General features: G+C 42.0%; 21 protein-coding genes. 6 read left to right on the forward strand and 15 right to left on the reverse strand.

Annotation, left to right across the window (positions count from 1 at the left end):
* Positions 1-10: 10 nt before the first annotated feature.
* Together J3P43_RS00245 and J3P43_RS00250 are read right to left on the reverse strand one after the other, a co-directional pair.
* Complete coding sequence (locus tag J3P43_RS00245; RefSeq protein ID WP_255897748.1) at positions 11-2,803, reverse strand: 2-oxoglutarate dehydrogenase E1 component; 2,793 nt, start codon at positions 2,801-2,803, stop codon at positions 11-13.
* 108 nt (positions 2,804-2,911) lie between these two features.
* Positions 2,912-4,186 (reverse strand): DASH family cryptochrome, encoded by a 1,275-nt coding sequence (locus tag J3P43_RS00250; protein ID WP_255897749.1) that lies wholly within the window; start codon positions 4,184-4,186, stop codon positions 2,912-2,914.
* Positions 4,187-4,437: 251 nt separating this feature from the next.
* On the opposite strand from J3P43_RS00250, the gene J3P43_RS00255 reads away from it, so the two are divergent.
* On the forward strand, positions 4,438-4,869 hold the full coding sequence (locus J3P43_RS00255) for a CBS domain-containing protein (protein WP_255897750.1): 432 nt from the start codon (positions 4,438-4,440) through the stop codon (positions 4,867-4,869).
* Between the two features lies 1 nt (position 4,870).
* On the opposite strand, the gene J3P43_RS00260 is transcribed toward J3P43_RS00255, so the two are convergent.
* Complete coding sequence (locus tag J3P43_RS00260) at positions 4,871-5,221, reverse strand: (2Fe-2S) ferredoxin domain-containing protein (RefSeq protein WP_255897751.1); 351 nt, start codon at positions 5,219-5,221, stop codon at positions 4,871-4,873.
* A gap of 41 nt (positions 5,222-5,262) precedes the next feature.
* Between J3P43_RS00260 and J3P43_RS00265 the strand changes: the two genes are divergently transcribed.
* Both J3P43_RS00265 and J3P43_RS00270 read left to right on the forward strand, forming a co-directional pair.
* A complete protein-coding gene (locus tag J3P43_RS00265; RefSeq protein WP_255897752.1) occupies positions 5,263-6,174 on the forward strand; it encodes a TIGR01777 family oxidoreductase in 912 nt (303 codons plus the stop codon).
* Positions 6,167-7,489, forward strand: a complete 1,323-nt coding sequence (locus J3P43_RS00270) for a cryptochrome/photolyase family protein (RefSeq protein ID WP_255897753.1) — start codon at positions 6,167-6,169, stop codon at positions 7,487-7,489. The genes J3P43_RS00265 and J3P43_RS00270 overlap by 8 nt, the downstream gene beginning before the upstream one ends.
* A gap of 84 nt (positions 7,490-7,573) precedes the next feature.
* Here the strand turns inward: J3P43_RS00270 and J3P43_RS00275 are convergent, their stop codons facing one another.
* Both J3P43_RS00275 and J3P43_RS00280 read right to left on the reverse strand, forming a co-directional pair.
* Positions 7,574-8,470, reverse strand: coding sequence for an FKBP-type peptidyl-prolyl cis-trans isomerase (locus tag J3P43_RS00275; protein WP_255897754.1), 897 nt, complete (start codon positions 8,468-8,470; stop codon positions 7,574-7,576).
* Positions 8,471-8,485: 15 nt separating this feature from the next.
* A complete protein-coding gene (locus J3P43_RS00280) occupies positions 8,486-8,959 on the reverse strand; it encodes an FKBP-type peptidyl-prolyl cis-trans isomerase (protein ID WP_255897755.1) in 474 nt (157 codons plus the stop codon).
* A gap of 323 nt (positions 8,960-9,282) precedes the next feature.
* Here J3P43_RS00280 and J3P43_RS00285 point away from each other — a divergent pair, with 323 nt between their 5' ends.
* Positions 9,283-9,762, forward strand: coding sequence for a hypothetical protein (locus tag J3P43_RS00285; protein WP_255897756.1), 480 nt, complete (start codon positions 9,283-9,285; stop codon positions 9,760-9,762).
* Between the two features lie 39 nt (positions 9,763-9,801).
* Here the strand turns inward: J3P43_RS00285 and J3P43_RS00290 are convergent, their stop codons facing one another.
* From J3P43_RS00290 to pdxA, 10 genes are all read right to left on the reverse strand, one after another.
* Positions 9,802-11,388: a M28 family peptidase gene (locus J3P43_RS00290; RefSeq protein ID WP_255897757.1), complete on the reverse strand. Its 1,587-nt coding sequence runs from the start codon at positions 11,386-11,388 to the stop codon at positions 9,802-9,804.
* A 1-nt stretch (position 11,389) separates the two neighbouring features.
* Positions 11,390-11,824 (reverse strand): ribose 5-phosphate isomerase B, encoded by a 435-nt coding sequence (rpiB, locus tag J3P43_RS00295; protein ID WP_255897758.1) that lies wholly within the window; start codon positions 11,822-11,824, stop codon positions 11,390-11,392.
* Positions 11,825-11,846: 22 nt separating this feature from the next.
* Positions 11,847-12,725 carry a twin-arginine translocase subunit TatC gene (tatC, locus tag J3P43_RS00300; protein ID WP_255897759.1) on the reverse strand — a complete coding sequence of 293 codons (879 nt, stop codon included), beginning with the start codon at positions 12,723-12,725 and terminating at the stop codon, positions 11,847-11,849.
* 45 nt (positions 12,726-12,770) lie between these two features.
* Complete coding sequence (gene accC / locus J3P43_RS00305) at positions 12,771-14,129, reverse strand: acetyl-CoA carboxylase biotin carboxylase subunit (RefSeq protein ID WP_255897760.1); 1,359 nt, start codon at positions 14,127-14,129, stop codon at positions 12,771-12,773.
* A 90-nt stretch (positions 14,130-14,219) separates the two neighbouring features.
* On the reverse strand, positions 14,220-14,702 hold the full coding sequence (gene accB, locus J3P43_RS00310) for an acetyl-CoA carboxylase biotin carboxyl carrier protein (RefSeq protein WP_255897761.1): 483 nt from the start codon (positions 14,700-14,702) through the stop codon (positions 14,220-14,222).
* A 211-nt stretch (positions 14,703-14,913) separates the two neighbouring features.
* On the reverse strand, positions 14,914-15,909 hold the full coding sequence (locus tag J3P43_RS00315) for a beta-ketoacyl-ACP synthase III (protein ID WP_255897762.1): 996 nt from the start codon (positions 15,907-15,909) through the stop codon (positions 14,914-14,916).
* Positions 15,910-15,919: 10 nt separating this feature from the next.
* Entirely contained in the window at positions 15,920-16,858 is a 939-nt protein-coding gene (gene plsX / locus J3P43_RS00320; protein WP_255897763.1) for a phosphate acyltransferase PlsX, read from the reverse strand.
* A 214-nt stretch (positions 16,859-17,072) separates the two neighbouring features.
* A complete protein-coding gene (gene rpmF, locus J3P43_RS00325; protein WP_255897764.1) occupies positions 17,073-17,264 on the reverse strand; it encodes a 50S ribosomal protein L32 in 192 nt (63 codons plus the stop codon).
* A gap of 12 nt (positions 17,265-17,276) precedes the next feature.
* Complete coding sequence (locus J3P43_RS00330) at positions 17,277-17,819, reverse strand: YceD family protein (protein ID WP_255897765.1); 543 nt, start codon at positions 17,817-17,819, stop codon at positions 17,277-17,279.
* Positions 17,820-17,997: 178 nt separating this feature from the next.
* Entirely contained in the window at positions 17,998-19,053 is a 1,056-nt protein-coding gene (gene pdxA / locus J3P43_RS00335) for a 4-hydroxythreonine-4-phosphate dehydrogenase PdxA (RefSeq protein WP_255897766.1), read from the reverse strand.
* 104 nt (positions 19,054-19,157) lie between these two features.
* On the opposite strand from pdxA, the gene rsmA reads away from it, so the two are divergent.
* Entirely contained in the window at positions 19,158-19,949 is a 792-nt protein-coding gene (rsmA, locus tag J3P43_RS00340; RefSeq protein WP_255897767.1) for a 16S rRNA (adenine(1518)-N(6)/adenine(1519)-N(6))-dimethyltransferase RsmA, read from the forward strand.
* Positions 19,950-20,050: 101 nt separating this feature from the next.
* A complete protein-coding gene (locus tag J3P43_RS00345; protein WP_255897768.1) occupies positions 20,051-20,983 on the forward strand; it encodes an NAD(P)-dependent oxidoreductase in 933 nt (310 codons plus the stop codon).
* The last annotated feature ends 25 nt before the right edge of the window (positions 20,984-21,008 follow it).

Consider the following 21,008-nt stretch of genomic DNA (forward strand, 5'->3'; position numbering starts at 1 on the left):
GATTTTATAATTAATCTACTTTAACGGCCTTATTTGTTGTTTTAACTACAGTCTTTTTAACTTCTTTACCGGCTTTATCTTCAAAAGCAGCTCCGATAATATAAAGTTGCTGAGAGATATGCTGCTTTGCATATCCGGTCGCTGTACTGCTGCTTTCCTTTCTGGAAATCACTTCCAGATCGATACCGGTATTTCTCAACTTACGGCATAGATATGGCCATGCACCCATATTCTCCGGTTCTTCCTGAACCCAAACCAGCTCATGCGCTTTGCTGTATTTATTTTTGATGGCTTCCAGCTGTGCGAAAGGTGTTGGATAAATCTGTTCCAATCTCACAATTGCAACATCTTTACGTTTGTCTGTCTGCTGCTTCTCTAGTAAATCGTAATAAACTTTTCCGGTGCAAAACAACACGCGTTTCACATCTGCTGCTTTTACAAAAGTATCGTCAATAACCTCCTGAAACTGTCCGTTTGTAAATTCTTCCAGTTTACTCACGCATTGCGGATGACGTAACAGACTTTTCGGACTAAACACCACCAGAGGCTTACGGAAGCCGCGTTTTAACTGACGGCGCAATAAATGGAAGTAGTTTGCCGGCGTTGTAATATTTGCAACCTGGATGTTGTACTCGGCGCAAGCTTCTAGGAAGCGCTCCATACGGGCCGACGAATGTTCTGGCCCCTGTCCCTCATATCCGTGAGGAAGAAGCATTACCAAACCATTTGAACGCTGCCATTTGGTTTCGGCGCTTACCAGGAACTGGTCTATAATAATTTGTGCACCGTTAACAAAATCGCCGAACTGTGCTTCCCAGATAGTTAAAGATTGAGGATTCGCAAGTGCATATCCATATTCAAATCCCAAAACCCCATACTCAGAGAGATGTGAATTGAATATATCAAATCTGGCCTGATCGTCTTTCTTTATCTGACTTAAAGGGATATACTCCTCTTCAGAGTCTTCTACTTTTACAACCGCATGTCTGTGCGAAAATGTACCTCTTTCCACATCCTGACCACTAACACGTACTCGTAAACCTTCGTTTAATAAAGTACCGTAGGCCATCAGCTCGCCCATTGCCCAATCAAAGGTTTTGGTACTTACCATGCGCTTTCTGTCTTCAAACAATTTTTCAATCTTTTTGAAAAACTTCTTATCAGAAGGGAGGGTAGTAATTTGATTGGCTATGTCCAGGAAAGTTTTCTCATCAACAGCGGTTTGAGAAGGTGCAAATATTTCCTCCTTTGTTGCCATTTTCAGTCCGGCCCAGGCTCCAGAATACATTGGGTTGGGTTCATAAAGATTCCCTTCCTTCGATTCGTTCAAACGCTCCTGTAACAATCCTCTGAATTCCTTTTCCATCTCCGCAGCCAGGTTGGCATCTACGCTACCTTGCTCCATTAATTTCTTATTATAGATCTCTCTTGGATTGGGGTGTTTCTCGATAGCTTTATAAAGCAAGGGCTGAGTAAATTTAGGCTCATCCGACTCGTTATGCCCGAAACGGCGATAGCAAAGAATATCGATGAACACATCATTATGATATTCCTGGCGATATTCCACCGCCATATTAATGGCGTAAACAAGCGCTTCTACATCATCGCCGTTTACGTGGAAAACCGGCGAAAGAGTAAGCTTTGCGATATCTGTGGAATAAATAGCAGAACGCGCGTCTTTATAATTCGTTGTAAAACCAACCTGATTATTGATGATAAGATGGATAGTACCGCCGGTTTTATAGCCATCTAATTTTGCCATCTGAAGCACTTCGTATACTATCCCCTGCCCGGCAATAGATGCATCTCCGTGAATCAAGATCGGGGCGATCTTTGAATTATCACCACCATACTTAAAGTCTATTTTCGAACGGGTGATACCTTCAACAACAGGATCAACCGCCTCAAGGTGCGAAGGATTAGGACAAAGGCTCAAATGTACTTTCTTGCCGGCCTCGGTTTCTACATCTGTTGAAAACCCAAGGTGATATTTTACGTCGCCACCAAAAGGTTTAGATTCATCATAACCCTTACCTTCAAATTCAGAGAAAATATCCCGGTAGGTTTTATGCATAATATTTGCGAGTACGTTCAGGCGGCCACGGTGTGCCATCCCGATAACAAACTCTTCAATACCTAATGCAGCACCTTTTTCAATTACAGAATCAAGCGCCGGAATAACACCCTCGGCACCCTCCAATGAAAATCTTTTTTGTCCGAGAAACTTGGTTCCAAGAAAGTTCTCAAAAACCACTGCCTCATTCAATTTTTTAAGAATACGCTTTTTGGTATCGACAGAAAAGTTCGGCTTGTTGCGTTCGGTTTCCATCCTGTCCTGAAACCACTTAACTTTCTTAGGATTACGGATATAGGTAAACTCAGCACCGATAGATTCACAATAGGTATCTTCAAGTAACTGACGGATGTCGCGAAGCGTTGCTGCACCTAATCCCACTTCTACCCCGGCATTAAAAACGGTATCCAGATCAGCATCGCTCAAACCAAAGGTTTCAAGCTCCTTACCGGGATAATATTTGCGGCGTTCGCGTACAGGATTGGTTTTAGTGAAAAGGTGTCCTCTGTCGCGGTAGCCATGGATCATGTTCAGAACATTTATCTCTTTAAGGAAATGTTCTGGCGTTTCTGCACCTGCAACATTGCCTTCAGAACTGCGGCCAAAATCAAATCCTTCAAAAAACTTCTGCCAGCCAAACTCAACCGAATCAGGATCTTGTTTATACGATTGATATAGTGAATCTATGTAAGATGAATGTGCGCTATTGAGATACGACAAATTATCCATGGAAATTTCTAGTTTTTTCTAAAAGTAGCCGCAAAAATAAGAGTTTTAGACCTACATCGCTAAGCAAATCCTTTAAAAAATGATTTTATTTAAGGCTTTTTTAATATTTTACTGAAGTTCGTTAAGCTTCTGGATCCATTTTTGGATATATTGCTCTTCTACAAAAGGGTCGGCCTTCATGGCGATTGGCCGGTTAACAGACATAACGCCCTCGCCGGCTATATAAGTCCAGTTACCCCAATTGCTTGCGGGCGAATAATCAATGAGTTTTTCTTCGAAATAAGCCGCACCTGCTTTCCAGCTCACCCCTGCTTCTTTAACCAGGTACATAGCCACGTACTGCCGGCATTTACTATTGATATAACCAGTTGAATTGAGCTCTGTGATACACGCGTCTACAATAGCATTACCGGTTTTACCTTGCTTCCAAAGATTGAAAGCTCCTTTTTCCGAATCCGAAAGCTGGTGCATATGAGATGTGGTATTGCTGCCATGCTTTTTGAGCATAAACCGAAAATAATCACGCCACTGAAGTTCGAGCACGATCGCTGCAGCAAGATCATGAGACATATGCTCGCGATCAAAGCCTTTAACCTGCCAGTACACTTCCCGGGGCGACAGACAACCCATTGACAACCATGGCGAAAGCATGGAGGTTACTGTATTAACATTTTTATTTCCCTTTACCGGGAAACTTTTATACGCATTAAGAAAGGCTGTGAGACGGCGCAAACCCTCCTCCTCACCCCCTGAAAACGAATATTGAGCCCGTTCATCGGCCGGCGCGGCTGGTAATCCCAAATCGGATAGCGACGGCAACTCTCCCTGCTCCATATCCTTCGGAACTTTCACTTCAGAGGGCGTCGCAAATCCGGGGCGCACGTCACTGTCGCGTTCTATTTTCTTTTTAAATGTAATAAACGCGTCGGGGATATCTTTAATTGGAAACGGGAGATCTTCTTTGTGATAAAGAGTATGACCTATGAAATGCTTGAGATTGATTTGCAATTTCCACAGCGCAGCTTCGACGTTTGCAGAGATCTCAGTTTCCTCGGCGGCCACTTCCCTGTGATGGTATACCTCAGAGATGGAATATTGCTGGCAAATCTCGGGAAGAATCTTTTCAGGAGCTCCTATTTTTATCATTAAATCGCCGCCAAGCTTTTGCAGCGACTTGCGCAGGCCGTTTACGCTCTCGAGTAAAAACCTTGCGCGAAACGCGCCGGTTTTCTGAGTATCATAAGGAGTTTCGGTAAAATAGCGGGGGTCAAAGCAATAAACAGGAACAATGTTTTCGGCACGCTTTACCGCTTCAAGTAAAATCTCGTTATCATGAACCCTTAAATCATTTCTAAACCAAACCAGTATGGTTCTTCCGTTCATATATATTCACACAACCTAAGTGTTGCAAATTAATTAAAATTGCGCGATTTACGCCTTGCATCCCCTCAGTTCACACCAATATTGACATCGTGAAGACAATATACAAAACGCAAAAACATAATCGGCGAAATGCTTATTAATACTTGTAACTCCCAAAACAATCAGGACCCGGAATTTCAGAAAACGACACCCCGCAAATACCATTTTCAGTATCAAAAAAATTTCGTTAACTTTAAGGAAAGACTCCAATTATGAAAGACGTTAAACAGATACTCGCAAACAAGCCAGCTAATGTCTACTCTGTTAGCCCTGCTGCCACCGTTTTTGAAGCTCTTGAAGAAATGATGAATAAGAACATCAGTGCCTTGGTGGTGCTGGAAGACGGGCAATTAAAAGGAATATTCACCGAAAGGGACTACGCCCGCAAAATAGCCCTGAAAGGAAAATCATCTAAAGACACCCGGGTTAGTGAAATTATGACCGCTGGCCTTATTACGGTTTCGCCCAGCGATACCATTGATTATTGCATGAATATCATGACCGAAAGACACATCAGACATTTACCCGTGGTAGACAGTGATAAGATCTGCGGTATGGTTTCGATCGGTGACGTTGTAAAATCAATTATCGAAGCACAGCAGAGCACCATTCAACAACTGGAATCGTATATAAACAGCTATTAGGTTACCCGCCGCTCTGCTTTTTGTTTCTAAACCAGGGTAGCTCTTCGTAGTTCATTAATAACCGTTCTACTTTCCGGTTATTCTGTAAATGTTCGGTCACGATTTCTTCCACATCCGCAAGTTGTACCCGGCTATAAAACACACCCTCGGGATAGATCGCGACCGACGGCCCTGCCTCGCAGGCTTCCATACATCCTGCTTTCTGAGCTCTTATATCTGTGTTTAATCCTCTATCTTTGATGAGCTTTTTAAACGCAGCAACTAATTCCAATCCATGAGATTCTCCGCAACTAATTCTCGAACCGGCGGGGCGCTCATTTGTGCAAATAAAAACGTGTTTGTTATACAGCATATTCAAAACCAAAAATACACATTACAGTTTAAGAATAGACTATGAGTAAAACAGTTCTGATAACAGGAGCAAGTGGCCTCATCGGAAAACCACTCACAGAACGCCTTATTAAAGCTGGGTATGCGGTTCACCAGCTAAGCCGGAATATGTCGAAAGCCAATAAGGGCGCGAAGATCTTCAAATGGGATCCGGCCGAAATGTATATCGATCCGCACTGTATTGATAACGTGAGTGTCGTCATTAACCTGGCGGGTGAGGGAATAGCGGACAGACCCTGGACTAACAACCGAAAACAACAAATCATAAAAAGCCGTACAGGATCAATTAAACTCTTATACGACCTTCTTAAAAGTCATCCCAATCATGGCGTAACAACTTTTATTTCATCTTCGGCTGTAGGCCATTACGGAGACAGAAAAGATGAGATTCTATCCGAAGAAAGCGAACCGGGAACAGATTTTCTGGCCAATACTTGTCTGGCATGGGAGAGAGCCGCAGATAAAATCGATAACCTTGGGCTCCGCCTGGTAATCTTCCGCACCGGAGTTGTGCTGACTAGGGAGGGTGGTGCACTTCCTAAAATAGCGAAGCCAATAAAGCTGGGGTTAGGGGCTCCTCTAGGGTCGGGAAAGCAATGGCTACCCTGGATTCATATTGATGACGCTGTCAGTATGTTTCTATATGCCATAGAAAACGAGGAGATAGCGGGGATTTACAACATGGCTTCCCCCTTTCCGGCCACTAACAAAACCTTTACACAAGCTGTGGCCAGGCAGATCAAAAAACCTTTATGGCTTCCCTCCGTTCCGGCCTTGTTTTTACGGGTAGTAATGGGGGAAATGAGCCGGGTCGTTCTAAATAGTAATAAAACGACATCAGATAAGATAGTAGAGTCAGGCTTTAAGTTTAAGTACCCGAAATTAGAGGCAGCCTTAACCAACATCTATGGATGAAAAACCGCTGGTAAATATTTTTTGGTTTAGAAGAGACCTTAGATTGCAGGATAATGCCGGTTTATATCATGCGCTAAGTTCCCGCTTACCTGTGTTACCATTATTTATTTATGATAAAAATATTCTAAGCCAACTGCCCGATAGGGATGACGCCCGGGTTACTTTTATTCACCGCACGTTGAACCAACTTAATGAAAACCTGAAAACCGTTCATTCCTCCCTTCTAATTAAACATAACCCGCCCGTTCAGGCATTCCACCAGCTTTTAACTGAATTTAACGTTCAGGAGGTTTTTGCGAATGAAGATTATGAACCATATGCCAGAATAAGAGATTCGGAAGTTGAAAGCATTCTTCAAGAACAGAACATCCCGTTTAAACGATTTAAAGACCATGTAATTTTCGAAAAAAATGAAGTAGCAAAAGACTCAGGTCAGCCCTACACAGTTTATACACCCTATAAAAAACGCTGGATGGATCTGCTTCAGCCCAGCCTCCATTTTAAGCCATATCCTAATTCAAAGCACTTTCAGAATTTTTACCGGCATCATTACGGAAACTCCTTTAGCCTGGCTGACCTTGGCTTTACAGAAAGCAAGATCCCATTACCCGAAAAATCATATCGGCCCGTCCTGGCTAACTATGCCAATACTCGTGATTACCCTGCAATTGAAGGCACATCCAAGATCGGGATCCATCTCCGTTTTGGTACTATAAGCGTCCGCGAACTCGCCGCCGGGGCGAATCTTCATTCGTCCGTCTGGTTATCAGAGCTTATCTGGCGCGAATTTTACAGTATGATCTTGTGGAACTTTCCCGAGTCGGCGACCCGCTCTTTCAAAAAGGAGTACGAAAATATTAGATGGAGAAATAATGAAGAAGAATTTGCGGCCTGGTGCGAAGGGCGAACCGGCTATCCAATAGTTGATGCCGGAATGCGCCAATTGAACCAGACGGGCTGGATGCATAACCGTGTCAGAATGATAGTCGCCAGTTTCCTGTGTAAACATCTTTTAATTGACTGGCGATGGGGCGAAGCTTATTTTGCCAGGAAACTTCTTGATTACGACATGGCCAGCAATGTAGGCGGATGGCAATGGGCGGCCGGAACGGGAAACGACGCTGCACCATATTTCAGAATCTTTAATCCCGATCTGCAAACGAAGAAATTTGACCCTGAACTGGTTTATATAAAAAAATGGGTGCCTGAATTTGCGGACCCGTTCAAATATCCATCACCGATAGTAGATCACCGGTTTGCCCGGCAAAGGGCGTTGGAAACTTACAAAGCAGGGCTTCAGGATCTGAGATTTTAAGAGCGCACAGTATAGTGTTCGGATGACTTTGAATGTAGCTCAATTCCTCGGTAATTTTTCAGCCACCCTATGGCTAACAGCGAATTAATTACCTTGTACGTCCTTAATAGTCACCTCGAAATCCAAACACGAGAATGGCGGAATGGTATAGTTTCCGTAAAAATCTTTACTTCCATTAATTCCATAAGCATATGCAGACGGAATAAGGATCCGGATCTTGCCACCCTCTTTTATCTTAGTGAGTGTTTTCGTCCACCCAGGGATAGTTTGTGAAAGTGTAAAAGCGGCCTGGCTGGTACCGGAAGTTTCCTCGAAAACTTTGCCATTGAAAAGCTTTCCGATGTATTGTACGGAGATAGTAGAATCTACGGTAACCGAGCTACCTGTTCCCGGGGTAATGACTTTAAAGTGGATTCCCTCGGGCGTTTTAGAGAAATCCGTAAGTCCGTTAGCCGATTTATACTTTTCTATACTTATGTCGTCGTATGCTGGCAGGTCGTTCTCATTTAGCATTCTAACCGTATACTCAAGGGAGGCATTACCAGGAATAGGTCCGCTGCCATCCCGACCATAGGCTAAATGTGAAGGGATGATAATTCTCATTTGTCCGCCTCGTTTCAAGGAATCTTTTACAGCAGTTCTTAAACCTTCCGGACTCAGATATCCAAGAAACTGCCCCGCTGCGCCGTAACGGTTTACAAAAGTATCAATATTCGAATATTGACCGTCAAGAGAGCGAATAGTGTATAATAAGGGAATTTTTTCTGTGTATTGCACTTCGGCCCCTGAGCCTCTGTTGTTGCCTGGTATAAAATACACTCCGTTAGGAGCCTTTTTTGCCGAAATATTGTTTTGAGCTAAATAGGCGTTTATGTTGGCTTCATCTATCTCTTCAATGCTGGCATAATCTTTTTTACATCCAACAATTATCAGAAGTAAAGCGGTTACTAAATAAAAAGGCTTATATAAATTTAAGTTCATTCGTTTAAGTATGTATTAAAACCCAACATCAATCAATTGAATATCAAAATCCAACACCGCGTTGGCAGGAACACCATTCTGCCCGTGCGGGCCATAGGCATAAAATGACGGCACAAACAACCGTATGCTTCCGCCTTCCTGTATCAGCGGAATACCAATTTGCCATCCCGGTATCAGTTGTCCAAGCATAAAAGAAACTGGCTCAGTGGGTTGGGGGATTACATCACCACCTAGCAACTTAAGGGAATATTGAAATTTCACCTTCGTTGAGAGTGTATAGTTCATCTGGCCCTCACCCGGGTTAGATATGACGTAATAAACTCCACTTTGATGCCTCGTAGCAGGAATGTTATTTGCCTCTAAATAATCTTTGATCAGTTGCTCATCCTTCTGTAGTTGTTTCTCGGCATCATACGGCTCTCCCTTTCTGCAACTACTCAAAAAGGGAATCAACAACAATATTAACAGGTACTGTTTTAAATTACTCATTATCTTTCAAGTGCAAATTTATCTTTTTAAAACTCAAAAACGATGGATTAACTTTTTTTAACGTTTATATCAGGAAACATAGTATTCCACCGCCCAGCCGGATCGCGAATTTTACACAGGTCAAACCTTCGCATCCCATTATATAAACGCACCACATGCCCCAGCACATGCTTATAATTTCGTCAACTCTCGCAAGCTTTTCTATATTTGCAACCATCTGCTTGTGCACATCGTCTTGTGCATACACACACTTCGCGTTAAAAAACGTGATTATGCAGAACAAATTTTAACCTTTATTGTAATTAGTGAAATCTTAAAGAATTATGAGAAAATTTATTTTATCATTTGTGACCGCTGTATTGATACTGTTTTCTGCTTCGTCAGTAAATGCACAATACAGAAATGCACTTGGAGTACGACTTGGCGATGCTTACGGTCTGACTTACAAAACATTTATCCAGTCAGACAAGGCGCTTGATTTCATCCTGAATTTTCGAAATGGCAGAAATGACAACCATTTTATTTTAACCGGACTATATGAAGTACACAATCCTATTAATGGTGCTGCCGGATTGAAATGGTATTACGGAGCAGGAGCTTCGATAGGAAGCCTGCATTACAAGAACGATAACGACAGAGATGATGATGTGTATTTAAGCGTCGACGGAGTTTTGGGCCTTGATTACGTGATTCCTAACTCGCCTTTGAACCTTTCGTTAGATTGGAAACCTGCCCTAGTTTTAACCCCGTACTCTGGCTTTTACGAACGAGGTGTCGGATTATCCATCAGAATTATTCTTTAACCACAAAAAAGAGATGGCTCAGTTGAACCATCTCTTTTTTTATCTCGTCTTCGGCATGCTGTCAGCCACATCCACCACCGGTCTCAGATCCCTGTTTACAATGTCCCAAGCAGTATAAAACACCAGCTGCGCCCGCTTCGTTAAAAGTAGAAAATCAATCTTATCTATCTCGTCACTCACTTTGTGGTAATCTTCATGCACTCCATTAAAGTAGAAAATGATGGGAATACCATGTTTAGCGAAGTTATAATGATCTGAACGGTAGTAAATGCGTTCGGGATCTTTCGGATCGTTGTATTTATAATCAATCTCGAGCTTAGTATAAGTAGCGTTAGCGTTTTCACTTATTTTGTGCAGCTGAGTACTTAATTTGTCGGAGCCAATTAAATAGCAATAATCAGGCTTGTCCTTATGAGCAGGATCTACCCGCCCAATCATATCAATATTCAAATTTGTAACTGTTTTGGCTAAGGGGAATACCGGATTTTCGGAATACCACTGCGAGCCAAGAAGCCCTTTCTCTTCGCCTACAACAGCGAGAAACAAAATGCTTCTTCGGGGTCCTTTTTTATCTTTTTTGGCCTGTGCAAAAACTCTGGCAAGTTCAAGCACTGCAGTGGTTCCAGAACCATCGTCGTCGGCACCATTATAAATCCTGTCGATTCCCTCAGCAGCCATACCTTCATGATCGTAGTGCGCCGAGATAACCAGCAACTCATCTTTTAAATCCGAGCCTTCCAGATATCCCAACACATTGGCCGCTTTCAAATCTTTAGTTTTGTTGCCATAAGAAATCTCAAAGTCAGCTTTGAAGGTCTGACTCATTGGAGTGCCGGCCTCATTAATCGCTGCACGCAGTTGGGTGATAGTTTTTCCCGATTTCTTTAAAAAGATATCAGCAGCATCAAGTGTCAGCTCAATCACGTCCGCTTGAACTTCCGAAGGGCTAATTGCCACTTTTTTCTTCTTTAAGGAGATGGAAGGTGAGGCTAAATGACGTACAGACCGTAATTGAAACTGGGGATTTACCATCAGAATCAAGGCTGGCTTTTTAGCCCGTAAATTTTGAATCCGCTTATACGCGGAAGTTGCCCAGTCTGATGGATCTGCAGATTTCGAGATCAGCGAAGTTCCGTTTCGTCGCGGCTCGTCAGTCCCAATTATTAAAGCCACCTTGCCCGCTATGTCGACACCTTTCAAATCGTCATATCCTTCAGCACTAATTCCGTAACCTGCAAAAACAATCTTTTGAGCTTTTATTTTTTTGTCATCCCTACTTCCCGACATATAAAAGTGTTCGTTCGGCTTGAGCTGCTCTCCATTAATTTGAAATTTATCAACTACAAATTGGGTCTCGACTAACTCCACCGGTTGAAAAAAAGAACCTTTTACAGGTGCTTTAAGTCCGATCTTTTTAAATTCATTGGCGATGTAATGAGCAGCAAGTTCTGCACCTTTGGTACCAGTTTCACGCCCTTCAAAAGCATCCGAAGCTATAACACTCAGGTGCTTTCTGGCAGCCTCGGGATTCAGCAGCGATCCGTATTTTACAGCGTTTGCATCTTGTTGTGCCCACAACTGGACACCTACAAAAAGAAAGCAAATCCCGGCAAGGTATTTTCTCATATTAACATGAAATTTTATCGACTCTATTGGCATGGCGTCCTCCCTCAAATTCTGTGTTTAGGAACTTCGTTGTGATAGCCTTAGCCAGGTCGGTAGAGATGAAACGCGCAGGAATACATAACACATTAGCATTGTTATGTTTTCTTGCCAGCTCAGCCAGCTCCTCGGTCCAACAGATCGCTGCACGAATGCCCTGATGCTTATTGGCGGTTATTGCCACACCATTTGCGCTACCGCAAACCAGAATTCCGAACGTAAACTCTCCTGATTCTACCGCTGAAGCAACGGGATGAGCAAAGTCGGGATAGTCGGCAGAATCTGCACTATGGGTACCGAAATCTTTAATATTCGCTTTCCCAAGGAAATCTTTAAGTAATTCTTTGTATTCAAATCCGGCATGATCTGAACCTACTGCTATAGACAAATTTGCATCCATAAACTGCTGATTAAATAAGTAATTATCTCGCTGAATAAAATTCCAGCTCTTTCTTTTTACGATTTCTTTCTACCCTGGCAGATACCACGATACTAAATTCATACAGGAGGAACAACGGAAAACTAACCGTCAGCATGGTTAAAATATCCGGAGTTGGCGTTACAATGGCTGCAATAATCAAAATGAGTACCGTTGCATACCTTCTGGATGAACGCATAAAAGCAGGGGTCATTATCCCCAGCTTAGATAAAATAAAAATAATGATAGGCAGTTGAAAAGTAACACCCGCTCCTAAACTTAAAGTTCCCACGGTTGAGAGGTAAGAATCAATAGTAATGGTATTTTCAATGATCTCGCTGATATTATAGTTAGCCAGGAAATTTATGGATAAGGGTGTGATAATATAATATCCGAACAATAGCCCCATAACGAAGAGCAAAGTTGCATAAAACACAAACCCGGAAGCCGAACTACTCTCTTTCTCTGTTAGGCCGGGCTTTACAAACCTCCATATTTCGAAAAGCATATATGGAAACCCAAGAATAATACCGATTAAGAGTGACGAGTTAAGCTGCAGCGTAAATTGCCCGGCCATTTCGGTATTGATTATCTTGAAATTAAGGTCTTTTATACAGAAATCAGCGCCCAGATTAAAGCGTTCCGTCAGATCGCACATCATCCTGTAGGTCCAGAAGCTTGCCTTCTTAGGCCCCATAATAACCGAATCGAAAATAAGGTCGTAGTAAGAAAATGCGAGGACGGTAAACAGCACTATTGCTACAGCAGAGCGGATAAGATGCCATCGCAAAACCTCTAAATGATCAAAAAAAGACATCTCTGCTTCAAGAGTCTTTCCCCTATCCTTAATAGATTCTACCAGGTCTTTTCGTCGTTCGCTCATATTTAAAACAGAATGCCATTCTCTTTATACGAGAATGGCACCCAACTAGATTTTTGACTCTGCGGTTTCTTCAAACACAAAGCTTTCCATAAACTTTGTAGTAAAATTACCTGCCCTGAAGTTAGGATCCTTCATCAGCTTAATGTGGAAGGGAATAGTGGTTTTAATTCCTTCGATCACGAACTCGCTTAAGGCCCGTTCCATAGTTGATATTGCTTCATCCCGTGTTTGTCCGGTACAGATCAACTTGGCAATCATCGAATCGTAGTTAGGCGGCACCTGATATCCGGCATACACATGAGTGTCTACCCGAACCCCATGCCCGCCTGGAGAATGAAAGTTGGTAATCTTTCCGGCAGCAGGCCTGAATCCCTGATAAGGATCCTCCGCGTTTATTCTGCATTCGATAGCGTGCATTTGAGGGAAATAATTCTTCCCGGAAATAGGAACGCCAGAAGCAACTTTAATTTGCTCCTTTATCAGATCGTAATTCACAACCTCCTCTGTAACCGGATGTTCAACCTGGATACGAGTGTTCATTTCCATAAAATAGAAGTTTCGGTGTTTATCCACTAAAAATTCAATGGTTCCTGCTCCTTCATAACTCACAGCTTTGGCGCCTTTTACTGCCGCCTCACCCATGCGTTCACGCAGGTCGTCTGTCATAAACGGCGATGGCGACTCTTCGACTAATTTCTGGTGACGACGCTGAATAGAACAATCACGCTCTGAGAGATGGCTAACAGTTCCGTATTGGTCGCCGATGATTTGAATTTCTATATGTCTTGGATCCTCAACAAACTTCTCGAGGTACAAACCATCGTTTCCGAAAGCTGCTCCCGATTCCTGACGTGCAGAGTCCCAGGCTGCTTCAAACTCACTATCCTTCCAAACAATGCGCATGCCTCTTCCGCCACCACCAGCAGTAGCTTTAAGTATTACCGGGTAGCCTATTTCATTCGCAATTTTGATTCCCTCCTGAATATCAGAAAGAAGTCCTTCTGATCCCGGAATCGTTGGCACACCGGCGATCTTCATCGTTTCCTTTGCCGATGCCTTATCCCCCATGTCGTTAATCTGCTCCGGAGTAGCTCCAATGAACTTAATTCCATAGTCGCGGCAGATAGCCGAAAATTTAGCATTTTCCGAAAGGAATCCGTAACCGGGATGAATGGCATCCGCATTGGTTAACTCTGCAGCTGCAATGATATTAGGTATATTTAAGTAGGAATCTTTACTTGGCGGAGGGCCAATACAAACGGCTTCGTCAGCAAAACGAACATGCAAACTCTCACGGTCGGCGGTAGAATAAACGGCGATTGTTTTTATCCCCATCTCCTTACATGTACGGATAATCCGTAATGCAATTTCACCTCGATTTGCAATTAATATTTTTTTAAACATAAGATACTTTAATGTGCAAATAAACAAATGTGCAGATATGCAGATGAATTGCATATCTGCACATCTACCTATCTGCACATAATTTAATTTCTATGCTGGCTCTACCAGGAACAGAGGCTGGTCGTATTCAACCGGACTTGAATTCTCAACAAGAACTTTCACAATCCTTCCCGAAACTTCTGATTCAATTTCATTGAAAAGTTTCATCGCCTCAATGATGCAAATAACTTGTCCAACCTTGATTTCATCACCCACATTAGCGAAAAAAGGCTTATCAGGGCTCGCAGAGCGATAAAACGTACCAATCATTGGTGATTTTATCGTAATATATTTAGAAACGTCGTCTGCTGGCAATACGGGTGCGGCTGCTGCAGGAGTTGCCGGGCTTACAGATACCGCAACCGGAGCAGGTGCAGCTGCAACAGGTGCAGGTGCAGCAACCGGAGCGTTTACATACGTTGGCGGCTGATTAGTTTTTATAGTGATCTTGAAGTCCTTTTCTTCTATCGAAACTTCATTTACACCTGATTTGGAAACAAATCTGATAAGTTCCTGAACCTGTTTAATATCCATTTAATTCAAAATTTAAAAGTAAAAACTTAAAAAAACAAGCGCTTCAAATGCTACCAGCCCACTATCTCTCAATACGATTGTCCTTCTTTTTATACTAATGATCTTATTTATAATTCACCGGGCGGTAAAATGGCCCAAATATTATACTAACTATATACGTCAATTTCAAACATCGTAAGCAATTTGCGCTTTTTATTTGAAACTTTATTTCTTAGCTATTGTAGGCCCATTTTAAATAGACAGAACCCCAAGTAAATCCACCTCCAAAAGCAGCGAGAATAATATTATCGCCTTTTTTTAGCTTCTTTTCCCATTCCCACAAACATAACGGAATAGTACCATTAGTTGTGTTACCATAACGATCAATATTAATCATCACTTTTTCGGGTCCTACACCTGCCCTGTTGGCCGTAGCATCTATAATACGCTTGTTAGCCTGATGAGGTACAAGCCAGGCGATATCATCAGACTTAAGATTATTACGTTCTATGATTTCACCTGCAACATTTGCCATGTTGGTTACTGCGAATTTGAATACTGCCTGTCCTTCCTGGTAAGCAAAGTGTTCTTTATTATTGATAGTATCAAAGGAGGCCGGCTTTAGTGATCCGCCCGCTTTAATATTTAGAAGATGCTTACCCGAGCCATCGCTTTTCAGAATAGAATCTAAAACACCAAACCCCTCTGTATTGGGTTCCAGTAAAGCTGCGCCGCAACCGTCGCCGAAAATAATGCAGGTTGTGCGGTCTTCATAATTTACAATTGACGACATTTTATCACCACCAACAACCAGTACTTTTTTATGTTTTCCCGATTCTATGAATTGGGCACCAGTGGTCAAGCCGAATAAAAATCCTGAGCATGCTGCCTGCAGATCATAACCCCAGGCATTTACTGCACCGATCTTATCGGCAAGAATATTTGCTGTGGCAGGAAAAGGCATATCCGGAGTAGAGGTGCAGAAGATAATTAATTCGATTTCTTCAGCACCAATGCCACGTTTTTTCAGCAGACCTTGGACTGCGGGAACTGCCATGTCAGAAGTAGCCAGGCCTTCACCTTTAAGAATTCTTCTTTCTTTTATACCTGTTCTGGTGGTAATCCATTCATCGTTGGTGTCAACCATTGTTTCCAGCTCGTGGTTGGTCAACACATAATCAGGTACGTAACCATTAACCGCTGTAATTGCAGCGTATATTTTTTGCATCCTGTCTGAATTATTTAAATGCAGAGGTTATTTTTTCTATCAGTTTAGTTTGAATCATGTTTCTTGATAAGAGAACCATGTTTTTTATTGCTTCCGGAGGCGATATTCCGTGTCCGATGATTACAGGTGCGTTAACTCCTAAAATAGGACTTCCGCCATATTGCTCATAATTAAACTTCGCGAAAAACTCATCCTTAAATCCCTTTTTTAATGTCAGGATATAAAAGGTTTCTGCAAGCTTAAGCATCACATTACCCGTAAATCCATCGCATACTATAACATCGGCCTTATCATTAAATAAGTCGCGTCCTTCAACGTTGCCAACAAAGTTAAACATCGTGGTGTCTTTCATCAAAGTATAGGTAGCCTGAGTTAGCAAATTACCTTTTTCTTCTTCTTCACCAATATTTATTAAACCGATTTTAGGATTTTTTATATCGAGAATATTTTCGGCGAACAAACTTCCTAAAACTCCAAACTGAAGCAAAGTATCGGGCTTGCAATCGGCATTGGCGCCAACATCAAGCATAATACCGAAGCCGTCTTTAAGTTTTGGAACGATGGAGGAAATTGCGGGACGGATAACACCTGGAATGGTTTTAACGCTGAACATTGCACCTACAAGCATTGCACCTGTATTTCCGGCAGAGGCAAAAGAATCAATCTTGCCTTCTTTGAGCATCCGGAAACCGACACAAATACTGGAGTCTGGCTTTTGGGTAATTGCTTTTGTAGGATGCTCACCCATACCAATAACTTCGGTGGTATGGACAAATTCAACGTTATCTGGATTGAAATTTTGTTCCTTAAAATAAGGAAGGGCTTGCTCCTTGTCGCCGATCAGAACCAGGGTTTCACCAGGTTCTAACGATTCGTAGGCTGCAATTGCACCTAAAACAGTTGCTTTAGGGGCATAATCCCCGCCCATTATGTCTAAGCCAATTTTCATTAGAGTCTTATTGCTTTTAATGGCAATGAAGCTATCATGAACTTATGAAGTTTTTTACAAGCAGTAAGTTCATATGGTTTCATCAAAAGAAATTCTCTTTTTTTAGTAATGAATCTGCCTGCTCACCTGTTTCAATAACCGGTACAGGCAGCGCTTTCATGTGCAGAGGTATCATTTCTGTTCGTGCACATGATTTTTTCATAATGAAAACCGACTATCCTACAGTGGTACTTTCAACAAGTAATTTACCTTTATAATATAGATTTCCATCAACATTATAAGCGCGGTGAGGCAAGTGAATTGCACCCGTAGTTTTGCAGGTAAACAAGGTTGGCGCCTCAGCTTTGTAGTGAGTTCTTCTCTTATCTCTTCTCGATTTGGATATTTTCCGTTTTGGATGTGCCATCGTCCTGTGTTTTTATTTATCGTTTTTTATATTTTTTAATGCTTCCCAGCGTGGGTCTGCATCTGTATTCTCTTTTTCTTCTTTAGTAGCCGAAAGCGCGTTTAATTTTTCGATCACCTCTTTATCACACCACTGTGTGTTACCAACATCGCTACAGCGATTGAATAAAGGTACTGCTAAATTGATGTACTCGTATATTAATTGAGAAACATTAATTTCATGCTCATTTCTCCCCAATACTATAATTTCGTCGGTATTGTCTTCTAAATTCTCATCATCAGAAAACTTTACTATTTGTCTCTCACTCACTTTCACCATTGTCGGGAAGTCAGAAAGACAAAAATCACAGTTTGAAAAAATCTCCCCTTCTATCTTAAAATAGAGAATAAGCATTGTTTCCTGCTTATCCAGTTCCATTTCAACTTTTAGTTTACCATTCTTTACCAACGAGTATTCAAACTCATTGAAGAAGCGCTCATCGATATCAAAATCGAACTGATGCTTGCCGGTTTTCAATCCGGTAAATGGTATTTTGTATTCCTGCAACGATTTCAAAGCACGACAATTGAGCCTGCAAAGATAGGGAAATATATTATTCGGGAAAAGATTTTTTGAAACGTTTTTTCATGTATCAGAAAGCCTGCACGACTGCACTAAAAACGCCTAATAACAAGATCGTAGGAAACATCGCAGCACATTTGAGAGTACCGTTTTTCAGGAATTGTTATTCGAACTAATCGCGGTCTTTCGAAAGCTTCGAAATTTTTAATGGATTAGAGCTTAACTCCTGTAATTCTTTCCGCCGCTTAACGATGTTAATGGCCATAAATAAAGCCTCGCGGAATGAACTCTCAGATGCCAAGTTTTTTCCTGCAATATCATAGCCGGTACCGTGATCGGGCGAGGTACGCACAACCGGCAGTCCAGCAGTAAAATTAACCCCGTGATGGAAGGCTATCGATTTGAACGGGATAAGGCCCTGATCGTGATACATAGCCAATACGGCGTCGAACTTGAGGTGCGAACCGTTTGCAAAAAAACCATCAGCAGAATAAGGCCCGAAGGCAAAAATTCCTTTTTCTTTAGCCTCTTCAATACCGGGTAATATGATTTCCAGCTCTTCTTTGCCGATAAGCCCGTTATCGCCTGCATGAGGATTTAATCCCAAAACTGCAATCTTTGGCTTTTGCAGCCAGAAATCGCTTTTGAGGCTATTATGCATAAGCCTTAATTTCGAAACAATCGCCTCTTTTGTAACGCGTTGAGCCACCTCTCCTACCGGAATATGGCCGGTTACTACGCCCACCTTCAGATCTTCACCTACAAGAAACATCAGTGAATCTGCCGAATTGGTTTTATGCTGAATATATTCTGTATGCCCCGGGAAACTAAATTCCGCATTCTGAATATTGTGTTTGTTGATCGGAGCGGTAACCAGGGCGTCTGTATTTCCTTCAATAAGGTCGGCCACAGCCTTATCCAATGACAGGAAAGCATATTTTCCGCCAGTTTCGTTAACGGCACCTGGTTCAATTTTAACATCTTCTTCCCAGCAGTTAATCATGTTCGCACGTTTTGGATTAGCCTGGTTAGCATGGGCAATTACATTGAAGCTAAAGTCGTGCATAGTCAATGCCTTCCGGTAAAATGAGGCAACTTTTGTATTACCATAAACAATAGGGGTGCAATGGTTTAAAACTGCCGAGTCGGCCAAAGTTTTTAAGATAACTTCTAAACCAATTCCGTTTATATCTCCTATAGAAATTCCTACTTTAATTTTTTCGCTCATGGTTATCAAGTGCCGGTTTAACCGGAAACTTGTGCAAAATAAAGAATTTGGATGGTTTGCCGCAATCGCATTTAAAGATTGCTTAATTTGCGCGAAATTTTTCCATGAGTTCAGTACGTGCCAAAAAACATCTTGGTCAGCATTTTTTAACCGATAAGAACATCGCCTCGAAAATTGTTGAAAGCTTAAGACCCGAAGGTAAATATAATCAGGTACTTGAGGTGGGGCCGGGAATGGGCATACTTTCAGACTTCCTTCTACAAAAAGAAGAATACCAAACCTACCTGATCGACCTGGACGCTGAATCGGTACAATTTTTAAAAAGGAAGTACCCGCAGTTGGGTGAGAGACTTATCAACGGTGACTTTCTGGAACTTGATTTTCGCCAGATTTTTAAAGGAAAGCTGGGCATCATCGGCAATTTTCCCTACAATATTTCATCCCAGATAATCTTTAAGATCCTCGACAACAGAGACATCATTCCGGAAATGGTAGGCATGTTTCAGAAAGAAGTGGCCGAACGCTGTTCTGCGAAGCCGGGCACCAAGGAGTATGGTATTCTCACCGTACTTATAAATGCTTATTACAAAGTGGAATATTTATTTACGGTAAAAGCGGGGGTGTTTAATCCTCCACCTAAAGTACTTTCTGCTGTAATACGTCTAAGCCGGAACGAGGTTGAAGCGCTCGGCTGCGACGAAAAACTTTTCTGGCAGGTAGTGAAAGCCGGCTTTAATCAGCGAAGAAAAACACTTAGAAATGCGCTGTCCTCGCTGATCAATAAAGAAAAAATAGGAAATGAACCTATGCTGGATTTGAGGGCGGAGAGACTAAGCGTAGGAGACTTTGTGGAGCTAACTAATAAAATCGCTGAATCAGGACGGCAGAATGATTAAGAACAATCCTACATGAAGAGGCGTTTTAACCTTAATTAATTAAGTCAATCACTCGTAACACTTAGCTTTGTTACACGTAACATATTTTCAATTCATATTTAATGCCCGATAAAAAAATCCTGATAGCAGATAAACTCCATCCCATTTTCAAAGAAGAAGCCGAGAAACTTGGTTATACTGTCGACGATCTTCCGGACCTTACACGAGCCGAAACTCTTGAAATCATAAAAAACTATACAGGTATAGCAATACGCACAAAATTCAATATTGATAAAGAGATTATTGACGCTGGAAACCAGCTGAGGTTTATTGCCAGGGCTGGAGCGGGTATGGACAATATTGATGTTCTCTATGCAACTGAGAAAAATATTGAATGCATAAACGCACCGGAAGGGAATAAAACAGCATTAGCAGAACACGCCATAGGAATGTTGTTGTCGCTTATGAATAACCTTAGAAAGGCCGACATCGAAGTAAGAAAAGGCATCTGGGATCGCGAAGGCAACCGTGGCTATGAGTTGAAGGGTAAAACAGTGGGCATTATCGGCTATGGGTTTATGGGTAGAAGCTTCGCTAAAAAGCTCAAGAGTTTTGATGTGAACGTAATTGCTTACGACAAATACCAATCGGGCTTTAGCGACGAATTTGCGCATGAAGTAAGCATGGAACAAATCGTAAAGCACTCTGATATACTTAGTCTTCATATCCCTTTGAAGCGGGAAACTAATCAGCTGGTTGACGATGAATATTTGCTGCATTTTAAAAAGCCTATATTCTTTTTAAATACTGCCCGAGGTGAGATTGTAAACACGCAAGCGGTATTAAATGCGATTAAAGCAGGCAAAATATTAGGGGCGGGACTGGATGTGCTTGAAATTGAAAAATTTCCGGCTCTGGCCGAACAAAGCTGGTTTGATGAATTAGTGAGCGAGGGGAGAGTATTGCTGAGCCCGCATGTTGGCGGCTGGACGGTAGAGTCATACCGGAAGATCTCGGAAGTATTAGCTGAAAAACTCAAGGCCCTTCCGGTATGATGAACGAAAATTAATGGCATTCATA

The organism is Paradesertivirga mongoliensis, assembly GCF_024436395.1.
Taxonomy (GTDB): domain Bacteria; phylum Bacteroidota; class Bacteroidia; order Sphingobacteriales; family Sphingobacteriaceae; genus Paradesertivirga; species Paradesertivirga mongoliensis.